Source organism: Clostridium sp. DMHC 10, assembly GCF_001270375.1.
Lineage (GTDB): Bacteria > Bacillota > Clostridia > Clostridiales > Clostridiaceae > Clostridium_S > Clostridium_S guangxiense.
This window is the reverse complement of the sequence record NZ_LGVB01000015.1, coordinates 349306-366946: the sequence shown is the minus strand read 5'-3', so window position 1 is coordinate 366946 and position 17641 is coordinate 349306. Positions and strand designations below refer to the sequence as shown.

At 29.8% G+C, this 17641-nt stretch carries 15 protein-coding genes and 1 pseudogene; 5 read left to right on the top strand and 11 right to left on the bottom strand.

What is annotated here, in order from left to right; genetic code table 11:
• Positions 1-276: 276 nt before the first annotated feature.
• Positions 277-3512 (bottom strand): annotated as a pseudogene (locus AGR56_RS03665) (DEAD/DEAH box helicase).
• A 29-nt stretch (positions 3513-3541) separates the two neighbouring features.
• Here AGR56_RS03665 and AGR56_RS03660 point away from each other — a divergent pair.
• From AGR56_RS03660 to AGR56_RS03650, 3 genes are all read left to right on the top strand, one after another.
• Positions 3542-3886 carry a DUF1259 domain-containing protein gene (locus AGR56_RS03660; RefSeq protein WP_084756857.1) on the top strand — a complete coding sequence of 115 codons (345 nt, stop codon included), beginning with the start codon at positions 3542-3544 and terminating at the stop codon, positions 3884-3886.
• 341 nt (positions 3887-4227) lie between these two features.
• Positions 4228-5682 carry an FTR1 family protein gene (locus AGR56_RS03655; protein WP_053241176.1) on the top strand — a complete coding sequence of 485 codons (1455 nt, stop codon included), beginning with the start codon at positions 4228-4230 and terminating at the stop codon, positions 5680-5682.
• 15 nt (positions 5683-5697) lie between these two features.
• Positions 5698-6717 (top strand): hypothetical protein, encoded by a 1020-nt coding sequence (locus AGR56_RS03650; RefSeq protein WP_053241175.1) that lies wholly within the window; start codon positions 5698-5700, stop codon positions 6715-6717.
• A gap of 157 nt (positions 6718-6874) precedes the next feature.
• Here the strand turns inward: AGR56_RS03650 and AGR56_RS03645 are convergent, their stop codons facing one another.
• The gene (locus AGR56_RS03645; protein WP_053241174.1) at positions 6875-7732 is read right to left on the bottom strand and encodes a LysR family transcriptional regulator; all 858 of its coding nucleotides are present in this window, start codon (positions 7730-7732) and stop codon (positions 6875-6877) included.
• A gap of 118 nt (positions 7733-7850) precedes the next feature.
• Here AGR56_RS03645 and AGR56_RS03640 point away from each other — a divergent pair, with 118 nt between their 5' ends.
• Together AGR56_RS03640 and AGR56_RS21280 are read left to right on the top strand one after the other, a co-directional pair.
• A complete protein-coding gene (locus AGR56_RS03640) occupies positions 7851-8903 on the top strand; it encodes an MFS transporter (RefSeq protein WP_242851295.1) in 1053 nt (350 codons plus the stop codon).
• The gene (locus AGR56_RS21280) at positions 8870-9286 is read left to right on the top strand and encodes a PucC family protein (protein WP_242851294.1); all 417 of its coding nucleotides are present in this window, start codon (positions 8870-8872) and stop codon (positions 9284-9286) included. Before AGR56_RS03640 ends, AGR56_RS21280 begins: the two co-directional genes overlap by 34 nt.
• Positions 9287-9547: 261 nt before the next feature.
• Here AGR56_RS21280 and AGR56_RS03635 read toward each other — a convergent pair whose 3' ends face one another.
• From AGR56_RS03635 to AGR56_RS03610, 9 genes are all read right to left on the bottom strand, one after another.
• Positions 9548-10900 carry a leucyl aminopeptidase gene (locus tag AGR56_RS03635; protein WP_242851293.1) on the bottom strand — a complete coding sequence of 451 codons (1353 nt, stop codon included), beginning with the start codon at positions 10898-10900 and terminating at the stop codon, positions 9548-9550.
• Positions 10901-11141: 241 nt separating this feature from the next.
• Positions 11142-11654 (bottom strand): HAMP domain-containing sensor histidine kinase, encoded by a 513-nt coding sequence (locus AGR56_RS21275; protein ID WP_242851292.1) that lies wholly within the window; start codon positions 11652-11654, stop codon positions 11142-11144.
• 16 nt (positions 11655-11670) lie between these two features.
• On the bottom strand, positions 11671-12024 hold the full coding sequence (locus tag AGR56_RS21270) for a histidine kinase dimerization/phospho-acceptor domain-containing protein (RefSeq protein ID WP_242851291.1): 354 nt from the start codon (positions 12022-12024) through the stop codon (positions 11671-11673).
• Between the two features lie 364 nt (positions 12025-12388).
• Positions 12389-13084 carry a response regulator transcription factor gene (locus tag AGR56_RS03625; protein WP_053241172.1) on the bottom strand — a complete coding sequence of 232 codons (696 nt, stop codon included), beginning with the start codon at positions 13082-13084 and terminating at the stop codon, positions 12389-12391.
• A 104-nt stretch (positions 13085-13188) separates the two neighbouring features.
• Positions 13189-14055, bottom strand: coding sequence for an FtsX-like permease family protein (locus AGR56_RS21265; RefSeq protein ID WP_242851290.1), 867 nt, complete (start codon positions 14053-14055; stop codon positions 13189-13191).
• Positions 14056-14203: 148 nt separating this feature from the next.
• On the bottom strand, positions 14204-14950 hold the full coding sequence (locus AGR56_RS21260; protein ID WP_242851289.1) for an FtsX-like permease family protein: 747 nt from the start codon (positions 14948-14950) through the stop codon (positions 14204-14206).
• On the bottom strand, positions 14929-15657 hold the full coding sequence (locus AGR56_RS21255) for an ABC transporter permease (protein WP_242851288.1): 729 nt from the start codon (positions 15655-15657) through the stop codon (positions 14929-14931). The genes AGR56_RS21260 and AGR56_RS21255 overlap by 22 nt, the downstream gene beginning before the upstream one ends.
• Before the next feature lie 19 nt (positions 15658-15676).
• Entirely contained in the window at positions 15677-16363 is a 687-nt protein-coding gene (locus tag AGR56_RS03615; protein ID WP_053241171.1) for an ABC transporter ATP-binding protein, read from the bottom strand.
• A 466-nt stretch (positions 16364-16829) separates the two neighbouring features.
• Positions 16830-17621: an N-acetylmuramoyl-L-alanine amidase gene (locus AGR56_RS03610; protein WP_053241170.1), complete on the bottom strand. Its 792-nt coding sequence runs from the start codon at positions 17619-17621 to the stop codon at positions 16830-16832.
• Positions 17622-17641 lie beyond the last annotated feature (20 nt).

Here is a 17641-nt window from a genome sequence, read left to right as displayed (position 1 = left end):
GTAACAAAAAAAATACTAAGAGTACAAAGTACAGAGCACAGAGTACAATGAAGGATGATTTTCTTCCACTTTGCTACAGAAAATCTAAAACTTATTGCTGACGCCAGTTTAAAATAAAGTCCTATTGACTCGTTCAGTCAGCTGAACATAGTCTTTATGTTTTTATATAATTTTAGATTTATCTGACGTAAGGAAGATAAATCAACCTTCACTGTGCATTGTGAACTGTGAATTGTGCATTGGCTTAAACATATCAAATTATTATTACTGCTCTCTTTATTTAAACAACTTTAAAATTTCTTCTTCATTTAAACTTGAAAGATTCTCACCTTTAGAAAGATCATCACTTAAAAGACTTTCCGCAAGCTTTTTCTTTTCATTTTGCAAAAGTATGATTTTCTCTTCAATAGTACCTTTTGCAATTAGTTTTATAACTTCAACTACATTTTTTTGTCCTATTCTATGGGCTCTATCTGTTGCCTGCTCCTCTACAGCCGGATTCCACCAGGGATCAAAATGCACAACTACATCTGCTGAGGTTAAGTTAAGCCCAGTTCCTCCTGCCTTTAAACTTATGAGAAAGACTGAATTTTTCCCCAAATTAAAAGCTTCAACAATTTCCATTCTCTTCTTAGATGCTACACTTCCATCGAGATAACTGTAATCCAAATTTTCTACTTTTATTCTTTTAGCTATATTTTTAAGAACAGAGGTAAACTGTGAAAATACAAGAACTCTGTGCCCCTCATCTATGCTGTGAAGTAAAAGTTCTGTAAGGGCTTCAATTTTAGCGCTTGTTCCTGTATAATTTTCCATAACAACAGACGGATCAAGACAAATTTCTCTAAGCTTCGTTATATAAGCAAGTATTTCTATTTTGCTATTTTTAAATTCTTCTTCCTTAACTTTCTTTTCAATTAAATTAACTGCATGCTTGGCATAAGTTGAATAAACCTTCTTCTGCTTATCCTCCATATCAACTGCCATTATTTTTTCTATTTTATCTGGAAGCTCTTTTACAACATCCTTTTTCTTTCTTCTCAAAATAAATGGTTTTATAAGTCTATTTAAATCCTCAATAACCTCTGGCTCTTCTTTAAGTTTTTTTGTAATATCTAACGCTGAACCTTTTTTTCATCATACAAATATCCAGGCATTAAAAAATCAAATATAGACCAAAGTTCCATAACAGAGTTTTCTATTGGTGTTCCTGACAATGCAAATCTATTTTTAGACTTTATTTTTTTAACTGTTAATGCATTTTGAGAGTGTGAATTTTTTATATACTGTGCCTCATCAATTATGCAGTAATCAAATTCGATGCTACTGTAAAACTTGAGATCACGTTTTAAAAGATTGTAAGTAGTTATAACAGCATCATAAATTTTTATATTTTTAAGTATCTCTTCTCTTTCCACTTTACTGCCATTTACTGCCGCAACCTTCATATCTGGAGCAAAATTTTCAAATTCCTGCTTCCAATTGTATACAAGTGAAGTTGGGACTACAATTAAAGACTTTTTTCCTAAATTGGACAATAAAAATGCAATGGTTTGAAAGGTTTTTCCAAGTCCCATTTCATCTCCCAGTATCCCTCCAAAGCCAAGATAATCAAGAGTTTTAAACCAGTTAAATCCCACCTGTTGATATTTTCTTAAACTGCCCTTTAAATTTTTAGGAACTTTAAAAGTCAATTCATCTATATTTTTGAGCTTATTTCTTATTTTTTTAAGTTCACTTTTACCTTTAATGTATCTAATTTTATTTTCTTCAAGATATTCGTAAGCGTATATTCCTTTGCTCTTAGATATTTCTATGTGATTATCCTTCACTTCTTTTGGCGAAACCGCATCTAGAAGCTTTAGAAATTTTTTTTAGTTCAAGCTGGTCCAAGTCCAAAAATTCACCATTTTTAAGCCTATAATATTTAATATTATCCCTAAAAGCCCTAAGTATTGCTGTTGTTTCTGCTGGAGATACATCATCTATTTTAAACTCCATTTCAAAATAATTGTACTTTCCCGTTCTTATGTCTCCAACTATGCTTTTAGAATTGATATTTTTTATTCCTTTAAAAATTTTCAGAATAAAAATACCTCTCCTAGCCTTTGAAGCCTATCTATTTCGGTTTTAAAAAATCTAAAGATATAATCATCGCCCCATTTAAGATGAAATTTATTCTTTTCTCTTTCAAAACCAAGTGCCCTTATAGTTTCTAAAACCTCAGTTTCCTTTTTAGAATCCCTATATATAACTTTTTCTGTGCAGTCCTCAAATATGTTAAATTCAAATTCTCCATATTTAACCTTTGCAGTAAGTACCACATCTTTTCCCGATTTATCAAAGTAAAATTTAAATTCACTTTTTGCCATGACCACTTTACTTCTTACATTTTTAGATAAATTTATATTTTGAGATAATAAACTTAACTTAGGAATAAGCTTTCTGAGCACTGTATCTTCTCTTGCTGCTGGAAGCATTATAGAGTTCACCTTATTAAACACACGAAAATAAGGTTCTAATTTTTCACAGTATTCATAACTTGGAATGTATATGTTAAGTCCATATAAAAATGCCGTACCTTTTGAATTTAAAGTCAGAGGCATCCCTCCTTGCATTGCTAAAATATACTCACCGTTTTTATCCTTTAATTCAAAAGGCAAATCTGGATTATCTTCTATTATCTCAACTTCAATGGTTCTAAACTTAAAACCTTCATTTAAATAAACTCTATGCTCCTTTATAGTTTCAAAAAATTCTCTTGCTAGATAATCTGGTATATGTACGTATTTTCCATCAATAGCAGGCTTTTTATTTCTACTTTTATATCCAGAACCTTCATCAATGTTTACAAGCATTTGAATAAAGTCTATAAGCTTCTTATCCTTTGTAGCTAGTTTTTGCTTCTTCAAATTTAATGTAAGATTTTTGCCATAAGTTATTGGGACATTGTGATAAATAGCTGCAACAAAACTATTTATATCCTTTAATACATACAAGGTACCAGAGCTCATTGAGGCAAGCCCTATTTTTAGTTCAAAAGAAAGCTGGCTATTCCATTCATTTCTATTTATATAAACCTCTATTTTTAAATCTTCTTTTCCCTCTTCATCACCCAAAAGTATGCTAAGTGTATCATCCAAATTTTCGGTTTTAGGTACAGATTTCTTTTTAAATGCAGGCTGCCGAGCAAGTTCATCTAAAGACTTATAAAAAGTTGCAGCAAGGTGTTTACAGCAGTAATTATCCTTTTTACCTTCATTATTTTCATAATCTGGACAAGTACAGTAGGTTGATATTATCTTCTTACTTAAAGCATCTATTTCTATTTTTGTATTATATTCATTAAAAAGGCTTTCCGATATAACCTTTCCACTTACATATATTAAGTCATCTTCATCGTGAATATCTAAAGCCGAAACCAAATCGTTATTTAAAACTCTAATTCCCTTAGTTCCATTTTTTCCACTAGTTTGTGTGTTAAACATCTGGAGCAGTTCATTTTTGTTCATTGTTTTCTCCTTGATAATAGGTATTTGTAATATATTATTATAGCACAAAACAAACTACTTCACTAAAATCCAAGGTAGAGAATATAGATATTTTAGGGAGACCTAGTACATCTGGACTAACTTTGGCTGCTATGTTCTCCTATGAATCTATGGATCAACAGGGTTATACATTAAATCTAGGAGAAACTGTCATTCTTCCTAGCGAGATATATAGATTTTCTGTTATACTCCAAAATCAAGGTATAATTGTAACTGCTTTGCATAATCATTGGTTATTTGATAATCCAAGAATTATGTATATTCATTTTGAGTCAATAGAGCCCCCTTTATCTTTTGCTAGGAAAGTTGCTAAGGCATTTCAACCTTTAACTTAATATCACAATAATATAAGTATTGTTCTTATAAGGCGTATCAATGGTTGATACGCCTTTTGTTATATTAAAATCATCTTTAATTTTAATGTGATAAATACATTATGCAATGAAGAATAAGTAATAGATAAATATTTCCTTATATATTTATTTTATAAACATCTTGCATTATTTTTCGACATAATTTATAATGATAATCAGGTGTAATTGAGAAATATTATCATCAATATTGAAGTAAATTTAATTTTTATAATAAATGCAAATAAAAATTACCATATACTTCATTGTGAAATATTTTATATATACTAAAAAATAAAATTACAAAAGATAAGGAGTGACAATTGTTGCGTAAGTTATTTACATTGTTATTGGTAATATTTTTGATGTTACCAATGTTTACAGTTAAAGTATTAGCAGCAGATGCGAAGGCAAATTTGTCTAAGAGCAATGAATTTATTGAAAAATCACTTAAAGCTGTAAAAGCAGATGATTTTTCTAAAGGAAAGGATTTTTATGAGGAATATAATCAAGCTTGGATTGAACTTGAAGATGGAGTTAAGGAACAATCAAAACAAGCTTATGGAGATATTGAAGGCAAAATGGGAATGGTTAGATTTTTGTTTTCTCAAGACTCTGTGAAAAAAGATAAAATCATAAGTGCTTTAGAGGATTTAGAAAAAACTAATAAAGCGTTTATAGAAGGAAAAAGTACTAGCCAAGAAACAAAAACAAAAGATGAAACGATAACCATAAAAAATTTGGTAGAGCTTTTAAAAAAAGCAAAGAGTCAGATTGAAAGTGGAAATAATGATGAAGCTGTTAGAACTATGGATACTTTTAGTTCATCTTGGCTTGATGTAGAAGGTGTAGTTTTAACGAAATCAAAGACTGTATATGATGACGCTGAAAGAGATATGGTTAGTGCAAAAGCTTATCTTACAGTAGATCCAATTCAAAAAGATAAGGCAGTAAAGGTTATTGATAGAATGTATGGATACCTATCTTTATTAGATGGAAATACATCATACGGTATAGTAGATGTAATTACAATTATACTTCGTGAAGGTTTAGAAGCGCTTTTAGTTGTAATTGCTTTACTAGGTTTTCTAAAGAAATCAAACCAAGAAGATAAGAAAAATTGGATATATGGCGGAGTAGTAATTGGAAGTATAGTAAGTGTTATACTAGCTGTTTTAGTTAAGCTTTTATTTACATCAGGAACTTTTGGAAATAATAATTTCTTAATATCAGGCTGGACAGGTGTCTTTGCAGCTGTAATGCTTATTTATGTGAGTTATTGGTTACATAGTAAATCAAGTGTAGATTCACGTAACCAGGGTATACAAAATAAAAGCTATAAATCATTAGCTAATGGCAGTCTGTTCTCTTTAGGATTTTTAGCATTCCTAGCAGTCTTTAGAGAAGGAACCGAAGTAGTACTTTTCTATATTGGAATGGCATCTTCAATTAAACTAACGGATTTATTTTTAGGCATAGCATTAGGATTTGCAACATTAATAATTATAGCCGTATTAATGCTAAAGATTGGTTTACGTATACCAATGAAACCATTCTTCCTTGTATCTAGTCTTTTAGTTTTTTATTTAGGATTAAAGTTTACAGGCATGGGAATTAATGGTCTTCAACTGGCTGGTGTATTAAGAGCAACATCAAGTGATTCATTGCCAACAATATCTGCTTTAGCGGTATATCCCACTTGGCAAGGAGTAATACCTCAAGCAGTATTAGTTGTCATAGCAATACTTGTAACATTGCATAAAAAATTAAAAAGAAATTAGCAGGAGGAGCTATTTATGAAATCAGTAAGAAACTTAGTATTAGCAGCAGTATTAGGAACAGCAATTACAGTAACAGGTTGTGGAGTACAAAAAACTGAGCAAACTAAATCAACAGATAGTACAGCACAAACAGTATCCCAAGAGACGAAGACCTTTACTATGAACGATGCAAGTAACAATATGAGAAATATTCTTAAAGATATAAAAACTCAAGTTTCTAATAACAATGAAGATAAAGTTAGTGAAGATGGTACAAAATTACAAGAATCTTGGAAGGAATTTGAGGAGAAATTTGAAGAAGATTTAAAGGATAAGTATTTAGATTTATATGTTAAGATTGAAGATCCGCTAGAAGTTATTGAAGCAGCATCTAAGGTTAAACCTCTAGATACAAAAGTTTTAAATGAATCAATAGACAAACTAGATGTAGAATTAGTAAAGTTACAAAAAAGTGCTGCAACTGCAACTGGTCTTGATAATATGAGAACTACATTAAAAGAAATAAATTCAGAGTTAAATAACAAAGAAGAAGCTAAAGCTGTTAAGACATCTGAAAAATTAGAAAAAAATTGGGAACCAATTGAAGATGAAATAAAAGATAGCTATAAAGACCTTTATGAAAAAGTTGAATCACCATTAGGAGTTATTAATGCAGGTGTAAAAGTAAATCCTCTTGATAAAAAATCATTAACTGCTTCAATTGATGAATTAGATAAGACATTAGAGCAATTGCAAAAATCTATTGCTTTCTCAACAGCTCCGCAAGATATGAAAACAGCTTTAGCTAAAATAAAAAAATTCACATCACCTGTTGATAAAGAAAAAATCACAAAATATACTGCAAGATTAGAAAAATATTGGAGTACAAGTGAGGATATTGTAAAACAAAAGGATGCTAAACTTTATGAAAGAATCGAAGTACCTATGGGAGCAATACAATCATCTGCAAAAGCAAATCCAGTAGATACAAATACAATAACATCAGCAGCAGTAGAATTAGATAACTTATTAACTGAAATGAAAAACTTGAAATAGATTTTAAGAGTGTAAAATAGTCTGTGTTCCCTTCATAAAGATGATATAATAAATTATCTAAATGAAGGGAACACAGACTATATCTTTTTCTAAAGATAAACCATCTTGAAGCTTGAAATTTATTTGTACCAAAATGCCGTCTTCTGGGCATTAAATGCTAAGGCAAATACCTTGACAAAAATTTTTCTGCTAAATGATCATTAATCCTATAAATTAAATAATTGTTAATCAATGGTGTGTTAAAATCTATTAAGGGAATTGAAATTAAAGAATGATTCTCTATATACAATTTTGCAATACTTTTAGGTAAAAAACTATACCCAATACCGTTAAGTAAATATTGCACTAGTTTTGTGCTATTATCAATCTCAAATCTAAATTGATAATAAGGAGGAAATAATGAGCGTATGAATTGTCCTGTTTCCTGTAATGCAAGATCAGACATTAGGTAATTTATTTTCAACAAATCTTTTTTATATATGCCACTTGTAAATTCAATATTTTTAGGACTAGTAACCAAAATCAACTCATCTACAGCAAAATTTATACATTGATACCCATACTTATCATAAGATGTATATGAGAAAACTATGTCAAGCATTTGATCTTCTAACATTTGAAGTAAATCCTGTGAATGATTCAGCATTATTTTGATTGAAGTATCCTGATTTGAAATCAAAAAAGATTGAATAATGGGATATAAATGACATTCATAAATAGTATTAGCACTTCCAATTCTAATTATATTTTTATAAAAATTTGTTTCATTTATTTTTTGTACAGCACTTTCCTCCAATTCTAAAATTCTCTTTGCATAACTTTCGAACAAAGCACCTTCTTGGGTAAGGTGAATATGTTTTTTATCTCGAACAAATAATTTTTTACCAATCTCCCTTTCCAATTCTGCAATACGATTTGTAACAGTTGATTGTGCTACAAATAGTTTTTCAGATGTAATAGTAAAGTTTTTAAATTTTGAAAGCAGAATGAATGTACGTAAATTTTGTGTATCCATTTTAAAACTCCTTTTATAATTCGAAAAACAAATTAATATTCTCAATAACATCTATTTAACAAATAGTAGCATATGTAATATAATAAATCAATGAAGTATTAAAAAGGGGATGTATTTATTGAAAAGAATACACAAAAACAAATGTAATAAATGGTTTATTTTCGCTGTAACTAGTATGGCAAATCTGGTTGTATCATTTTCTATAAATAGCTTGAATCTTGCTCTTCCAATATTAGCAAAAGAATTTGGCGCAAATCAAAATAGTATAAGTTGGTTATCTTTAGTATATTCACTAATACCATGCTGCACTTTATTAATTTTTGGAAGAACCGCAGAGCTTTATGGATATAAAAATCAATTTAAAATTGGTTTTTTCTTTTTTGGCATAATATGTACAATAACTCCCATATTATCAGTAAATTTGAGTTTATTAATATTTTTTAGATGTTTTCAGGGAATCGGATATAGCATTATGATTTCTATTACTCAAGCAATTATCAGTCGAACTTTTGATTCAGCTGATCGTGGTAAGGCTCTTGGTATTAATTCTGTGTTTATTTCTATAGGATTAGCGGCAGGTCCTACTATTGGTGGATTTTTATTAACTCATTTTTCATGGCATTCAATTTTTTATTTTAATGTACCATTCTGCATTTTAGGTTTTATTTTAACATGTGTTGTTATGGACGATGATAGAAATGAAAATTCTAAAAGAAAAAATATGGACTGGCTCGGTGCAATTTTATTTGCAACATCAGTAGGCATCTTTTCAATTGGATTTAATTTTAGTAGCAGTTGGGGATTGATGTCAATTTATTTTTTAGGTTGTATGATTTTTAGTATCTTAACCTTAAATTTACTTATAATTCATGAAAAACGTGTAGAGTCACCTTTAATTTATTTAAGTCTATTTAAAAATAAAATATTCTCCATGGCAAATGTAGTTTGTATGCTTTCATATATGGTGCAGCAGTTGATTACTTATTTAGTACCATTTTATTTAATAGATATACTAAAGTTACCATCAGATCAATCTGGAATGATAATGCTAGCATCTCCAATTATGATGATGGTTATGTCCCCTTTGGAGGAAGTCTTACTGATAAACGTGGTACACGATTACCCGCAGGTATTGGTTTGGTTTTTATATGCGTTAGTTGTGTTATTATGAGTTCATTAAAGCAATCATCTAGTTATATTATGGTGATTTTCACATTGCTCCTTATGGGAATAGGGAATGGTCTTAGTGTTTCATCTATAAATACTGCTATTTTAAATTCAGCTCCTAGAAAAAATGCAGGTATTGCTTCTGGAATGTTAGCAACTATGCGTAATCTAGGACAAGTTTTAGGAGTTGCTTGCAGTACTGTGATTTTAACATGCCGACAACTATTCTACAACAAATCTACAAATTTGAATCATAAAGAAATTTATCTACTTGCACAAAGAGATACCTATTATTTTGGAATTTTAATTTTAATAGTAGCAATTATTATTGTATTTCTACTTCCTCATTCACGTATAAATGAAATGTGCATAGATAATAAGGCTTAAAAGAAATAATTGAAGAAAATTCTTAACTAATTTTAGATGAAGTTAATAAAGAAGAACCCAAATCTCAAATAATAAAATTACTATATACTTTCATGAAATTTCTGTATGAAAATATATAATAATATAACTTTATATATTATGGTATTTTTTAACAAGTTATATAAATTACCTTTTTAAACAAAAGCCAAAGCCTATCTGCATTTGAACTTAAAATTCTCATAAAAAAGGAGCTATAGATTAGTTCTATAGCTCACAAATTATTTATTCATTTTTAGCTAAATAATAAAGCGTTCTAACTCCTACACCTGTTCCACCTTTTGAAAAATAGCCTTCTTTATTGTCTCTCCATGCTGTTCCTGCTATATCTAGATGAAGCCATGGTTTTTTCTTTACAAATTCGCCTATAAATAGTCCTGCTGTTATTGTTCCTGCAAATTTGCCTCCAACATTTTTAAGGTCAGCTATATCAGATTTTATAAGCTCTTTGTATTCATCAAAAGCTGGAAGCATCCATACTTTTTCTCCAGACTTATAAGAAGCATTTTCAAGTTCATTATAAAAATCCTTATCATTAGTTACAACAGCTGTAGTAGTTATACCCAATGCAGTTAAGGCTGCTCCCGTAAGCGTTGCTATATCAATAATCTTAGTAACATTTTCCCTTGAAACTGCATAATAGACAGCATCAGCAAGAGTAAGTCTTCCTTCTGCATCTGTACTTAAAACCTCAATGCTTTTTTCAGCCATAGAACTAATAATATCTCCTGGTTTATACGCTCCTCCAGAAATAAGATTTTCACAAGCTGCAACTACTGCTATAACATTTACTTTAAGCTTTCTTTTAGCTACTGCGCTTATTGCTCCTATAACTGCTGCTCCGCCACCCATATCTGATTTCATTGTTACCATTCCACTATTAGTTTTTATGGAATATCCACCAGAATCATAAGTAAGCCCCTTTCCTACAAAACCCAATATTTCTTTGCTATCTTTGTCGCCAAAATACCTCATTACTATAAGTTTTGGAGAATTTTCTGAGCCAGCAGTTACAGACAAAAATGCCTTCATATTAAGTTCTTCAATTTGAGCTTTATCAAATACCTCTACTTCAAAACCACACTTTCTACCTGCATCACTAGCTGCTTCTGCAAGAGCCTTCGGTGTCATAATATTAGCTGGTTCATTTACAAGATCCCTAGCAAATAAAGTCGTTTCAATTAAAGTGGCAGCTTCTGCAATGTACTCTTTAACCTCTTTTCCCTTTTCTGAAGAAGGCACATTTCCTATGCATATTTCTATATCCTTTTGCTCTTTTTTATCACTTTTATATTTATTGAATTTATAGTCTCCAAAACCAATGCCTTCTATCATAGCATTTACTAACTCATTAAAGCCTAATCCTTCAACATATATAGAGTTTACATATACTTTTTCTACTTTAAGTTTTCTGCATTTCTTAATTACTGTTGAAAAGGCAACTCTTATTTTTTCACTTGTTACCTCTTTTTCCTTACCAAGTCCAATAAACACTAAGTTTTGGTAATTATCATCTTTTAAACAAGACAAAGTAAATATTTCGTTAAACTCTGCTTTGAATCTTTCAGTGTCAAACAAATGCCTAACTGTATTTTCAAAACCTTTTGCTTTATCAAAAATTTTTGTATGTTACAGGAACTATAACTGCATCCGCTGTTCCAATTTTTATTGTATTAACTCCAAATTTCATACGTTTTTCCCCTTTCTTTAAATTAAATTTCAATTAATAATCTTTCCATAAATGCCATTGAGTTAATCATATAATCCTTAGAATCCATTAACAACATAAATTTTTATTGATATTCCTTTAAAGCATAATCTAGTACTTAAGAAAAGTAATAATAAATTTACTTCCAATTTTAAGCTTACTTTGTACCTCAATTATACCATTATGTGCTTCAATTATGGACTTTGAAAGAGATAACCCTATTCCTACCGAATTGCTGCTTGAATTTTTCGCCTTATAAAATCTTTTAAATACATTGGGTAAATCAGCTTTACTTATACCTTCCCCTGTATCAACTATTTCAATTCTTACATAAATAGAGTTCTCTATTATGTCAATTTTTATTTCTCCACCACCTGGTGTATGCTCTATATCATTTTTAATTATATTGATAAAAGCTTCCTCCATCCATCTTCTATCATGCTCAAAATTTATATCATCTGTTTTCTTGAAAATCACAGAAACCTTTGCTTCACCTGCTTTTTCTCTAAGCGCATCAATTGAATTTTCAATAGTTTCATTTAAGCTTATACTTTCTTTTGAAAACTCTATTGCTCTGGCATCTAACCTTGCAAGCTTTAATATACTTTTTATAAGCCAATCCATTCTGTACAGCTGTTTTTTATTGTTTTCCAGAAATAACTGTCTTTTTTTCTTTTGAAAGTTCCTTGGTAAGTAAAATATCATTGTATAAAATCATTGATGAAAGTGGAGTTTTTAATTGATGAGATATATCTGACAACAAATTAACTAAAAATTGTTTTTCTTTATTTAACGAATCGATATTATTTCTTATTACCCCCTTCATAGAGTTGAAAGAATTTGCAAGTTTTGAAAAATCCCCTTCTTTATCTTCATCTATTGCAATATCATACTGACCTTCTATTACCTTCTTAGCTGCTTTTGTAATTTTTCGTATTCTTTCATAAAAATAAGCATACTCAAAATAGTTAATAAGAAAAAGCAATGCTGACATAATAAAAAATAAAATAATAATACAATATATATTATTTAAAATAGCTTTATTAACATAAGGAAAAAGCCTATCTTCTAAATCCTTAGTAAGTCCATATTGCTTAAGAATTTTTATTCCACTTTCTGCATCTTTGGTTTGAGCTTCTTTTGTTACTGATGGAATTATATATTGCAGTAATTCAGGATTTTTTTCATTTATTTTTTCAGTTATAACTCCAATACTCTTTATATATCCCTCTTTTAAATTATCATTATTTATTTTTATTATAGCTAAAGTGGTAATTAAAAATATACAGTTTATAAAAAGAAGAATAATTGAGCTTTTTTTTTTAATTCCGGATTTACAAAATACTTTCCCATTTCATCTACTCCTTAGCAACTGGCTTATTCCACATGTACCCTAAGCCTCTTTTAGTTATTATATACTTAGGTTCTTTGTCATTTCTCTCTATTTTTTCTCTAATTCTCTTAATATAAACAGAAAGTGTATTTTCGTCAAAAAAAACCTCCTCATCTTCTGTAAGTTCTTTCAGTATTTCGCTTCTTTTAAGAAGTGTGTTGGGCTTATTCATGAATATTAAAAGTAGTTTATATTCCTGAGCAGTAAGTGTAATTTTATTTTCACCTTTATTAACGGCAGCTGTAGATACGTCCACAGTAATATCGCCACTAGTGAGTTTATTCTTATTAGTATGATTTTTATTATTTCTTCTTATTAATACTTTAATCCTAGACAAAAATTCCCTCACTCCAAAGGGTTTTGTCATGTAGTCATCTCCACCAATTTCTAATCCAAGCACTATATTAACTTCTTCATCTAGAGCAGTAAGAAACATTATTGGCACTTCACTTTTCGTTCTTATATATTTACATAAAGAATATCCACTTCCATCTGGTAAACTTACATCTAAAATAATCAATTCTAACGCTTCAGTTTCAAATATACTTTTTCCTTCTTTAAGGGTTCCTGCCCTAAAAACTTTATATCCTTCTTCTTGAAGTGTAAATTCTATTCCAAGTGCTAAAGCCTCATCATCCTCTACTAATAGTATTTTAAACATTTTAACCACCTCAAATTTAAAGTAAAGACTACAGTTTTTCCTAATTTAGATTATAACATAAGAAGTGTCCCATTTATTCTTTTAAATGAAACACTCCCTATTATTTAACTGTCTTCTCTTATTGTCTCTATTATATTTTCTCTGTTTATTCTTGCCAGTGGTGAAAGTACAGATAGATACCCTATTATTATTGCTGCCAAACCCGCTATCCCAATCGCTGTCCAAGGTATACTCCACTGAGATTCCTGTATCCCACTCATACCTTTATACATAAGATACGAAAGTCCACATGATATTACTGAACCGTATACAGTACCAACTACTCCATATAAGATTCCTTCTAATACAATCATTTTCTTAAGTCCCTTTTGTGTAAAACCTATAGCCTTCAAAGCTGCAAATTCTCTTTTCCTTAAAATTATATTTGTAGTTAAAGTGTTTACTATATTTACACTTCCTATTAAAGATACTACAATTACAAAGCCATATATCAATATTTTAACCATTAACGATGCAGAACCTACTTCTCTGTTCATGTCTATATAGTTTATAACCTGCAAATTTGGATTACTTGCTACTACATTTTGAATTTGAGTTTTAGCTTCTTCTTCTGACTTTACATCCTTTAATTCAATATTTAGCGCCACAGGTTTAATGCTATTAGCACCTGTTAAGTTTTTTAACACTTTTTCAGTTGTTATAAGCTTTACTCCCTTACAGGCTAAATCAGGTTCAAATGGGTCATCATTTAAAACCGCAGTTACTTTAGCCTTCTTTGTTGATCCAATTCCTTTTTCATTGTTTATATATTTTAGATCTATTTCATCTCCAGGCTTTATATCTAAAACTTTTCCTTTATAGTTTTTCTTAGTTTTTTGATTTAATATAATATTTTTGTTTATAACGATAACTCCATTTTCATTATTTACATCAATGCTGCCTTTCTCTAGATAATTTTTAGCTGCTTCCATGGAATTATCATCATATATAGATACAGTTCCCTGCTCAAGTACTGTTTTTTCCTTACCATTTAACTCTTCTCTCTCATAGAACTTTCCAAGATCTTTAACATCATCTATTTCTTTATTAGTGTCTACATATTCCTTAAAAACTGACTTATCATATACTTTGTAAACTTTTTTTTACGACGCTTAAACCATTAATAGAATTTATAATATCATCATCTATAGTCTTTCCTGTAGAATTCTTGCCATTTTCCTCAACAGAAAAATGAATTTTGCTTAACTCATTTGAGGTGCTATTAAAATTCAAAGCCATATCCATAAAAGATTTAAAAGTTACAAATAAAACCACACTTATTACTATAGAAAATACTGTTATTCTGTACCTTTTCTTATTTCGTTTGATATTTTTTGATGCCAAATTGCCTTCGAAACCAAAAATCGTCTTTAATATTGTGCTTTTTCTTCTTTTTATTTTTTCTTTCGTTATAGATGCTTTACTACTTATTGCAACAAGTGGTGAAATTCTTCCTGCAAAGTATGCTGGAAGCAGGGCTGATAAATAAACAGAGATAATTCCTATTACTGCACTTATTAATATTACTGATGGAGATATAGAAATTTTCATCAATGTAAAATTATCTGCACCTATTAATTTAAATGCGATACTAATACCATTAATAGCTATAATTCCACATATTAATCCAATTGGTATAGAAATTACAGCTAAAATAGAGGCTTCTCTTAAAACAATAACCCTAAGCTGCCTTGGTGTCATACCCACAGCTCTTAAAAGCCCAAATTGCTTTATTCTTTCCACAACACTTATTTGAAATGAATTATATATTACAGCAATTGTTGCAATTAGTACTATTCCAATAATTACAGCAACAACGCTATACATAGCCTTAGTATTTGCATCGTCTCCTCCCCCTCTAAATCAACAACATGCCTATTATCTATAACTGCTTTCTTAGTTCCCAAACTTTTTAATTCATTAACTGCTTTTTTTAGGTTAGCTTTAGAATTTATTCTTACAAGTAACGTTGCTTTACTTATATCTATATTATTACTTTTGCAAAGCATTATTCCTTTATTTTCATCCTGGCTTTGAGCATTATCCTGTAAAATTCCAACTAATTTATACTTTTTATTATTTAATTCTATTGTATCTCCAAGCTTAGCACCTTTTTTTAAATATTTCAAAATCCATTTTTCCACGGCAATTTCTTTTTCATTGTTTGGAAAGGTTCCACTTTTTAATTTATATGGTAAAAGTTCTAGCGCCCTATCCGTTGCTATATCTGGAACAATTGAAACTCCTTTTTCAAGCTTTATCTCTTTTCCTTGTTCAAAAAGTCCACTCATAGACACTTTAGGATTACCTTTTATCTTAGATAACAAATTATTATCTACCTTTTGGTATGCTACATGCCATGAACCATACTGACTTTCCATACTTTCTATTTCCGCCTTCTGTAGCCCTTTTAGAAAAAATCCTATAGAAGAAATCAATGCCACAGATAAAATTATACCAATAATAGTAAGTATACTTCTCCTTTTATTAGCTTTTAGATACCTTCCCGTAAGCTGCTTATAACCGCTAATCATTACTTTCTATCTCTCCCCTCTAATTATTCTTTAAATACTCGTCTGAGACTATTTCACCATCTTGAATAGTAATAATCCTATCCGATAAAGCTGCTATATTTACATCATGGGTAATTAATACTAAAGTTTGGTTGTATTTTTTTGCTGTAAATTTAAGCAGTTCTATCACTTCTCTTGAATTTTTGCTATCCAAATTTCCTGTAGGTTCATCTGCAAATATTATAGACGGCTTATTCAAAAGCGCTCTTCCTATTGACACCCTCTGCTGTTGTCCTCCTGAAAGTTCCGAAGGCAAATGATTTTTTCTTTCCTTTAATCCAAGCACATCAATAATTTCATCTAAATATGCCTTATCTACCTTATCATTATCCATTAGTGCTGGAAGAGCTATATTTTCTTCTACATCTAAAACCGGTATAAGATTAAAAAACTGAAATATAAAACCTATCTTTCTCCTTCTAAAAATCGCCAATCTCTCTTCCTTATAATCATAAATATTTTCACCATCAATAATGACTCTACCATTAGTTGGTCTATCAAGCCCTCCAAGCAAATGCAAAAGCGTACTTTTTCCTGAACCTGATGCACCAACAATAGAGCAAAATTCTCCTTTATTAACGGATAAGTTAACATTCTTAAGTGCCTCTACTTTATTTGCTCCTTTTCCATAAGTTTTGCTTAAATTTTCTACTTTTAAAATCTCCATATTTACTCTCCTCACATATTTTCAAAGCCGTTTTGTTTTTCTTTAATTTTAGGATATATTTTAAATAAGTATTAATTTTTACACTTATTAAAACATAACTTGGTTTTATTATATACGCTGTGCACCCTTATCTCCATGACTTATGGCTTACAATAAAAAGTAGTTAACTTACTGGATTGTAAGATTATCAATTCTTTAGGTATGGAAAATAGATAATACTATTCCAAATATATATTTTAAGGAGCTATCGCACTAAAAAAATTGCGAAGCAATCATAATAGTGAAGGGTTTTAACTGGCTCTGCGCATTAAAAAACTAACTTTTTCATTTATATGAAAAAGTTAGTCTTTTAACGAGCAAAGTGAAGTTAAAAACCTTCACTTTAATTAGCTCGCAATTTTTTATATTTAGTGCGACAGCACCTTAAAGTTATTTTTGCTTCTTTTCTATAGATGTACAAATCACATTATTTCCGCACGTCTTTTTTAAATTTTAGAATGGCTTTTGCTATAGCCTCAGCACACTTAGCTTGTCCACTATCAGAAGATAAAAAACTACAATCATCTTTATTACTTAAATACCCAAGCTCTACCAGTGTAGATATAGCCTTATTATTTTTAAGCACGTATATTCCACGATTGCTTTTATACTTAACCTTGCGTTCCTTAGTATATTTTAACTGACAAAGTTCATTTTCAATATCTTTTGCTAACTCTTCATCCCTTGTATTAGGATAATTACACCATAATTCAATTCCCCTAATTGATTGATTAACAAAGTCATTACAATGAATGGAAACAAAAACATCAGCCTTATTATTACTTGAGATCTGTACTCTTTTTTGTAAATCTTGTATTTCACTTTTTCCTAAAACTGTCTTATCATCTTTACGGGTATATACGACTTTTATATTGCTCTTTTCCAGTGCTTGTCCGACTTTTAGTCCAACTTTAAGAGCTACGTCTTTTTCATATATGCCATTAATACCCTTAGCTCCATTATCATATGCTCCATGACCAGGATCAATACATACAACAAAATTTTGCTTTAATACCTTTAATGACTTTGATGACTCAGCTAATACTGAATTTTTATTTATTTTAATAGCCTTATGAATTTTATTAGTGCTTCTGACTTTACTGCTAAATAAATTAATCCCTCTATTATTAGTACTTAATAAAGATAATAAAAAAATCATCAATAAGCAAAAAGCCAAACTTCCAATTTTAATTTTATATATACTGTGCCTTTGATTCATTTAAAAACTCCCCTATCTTG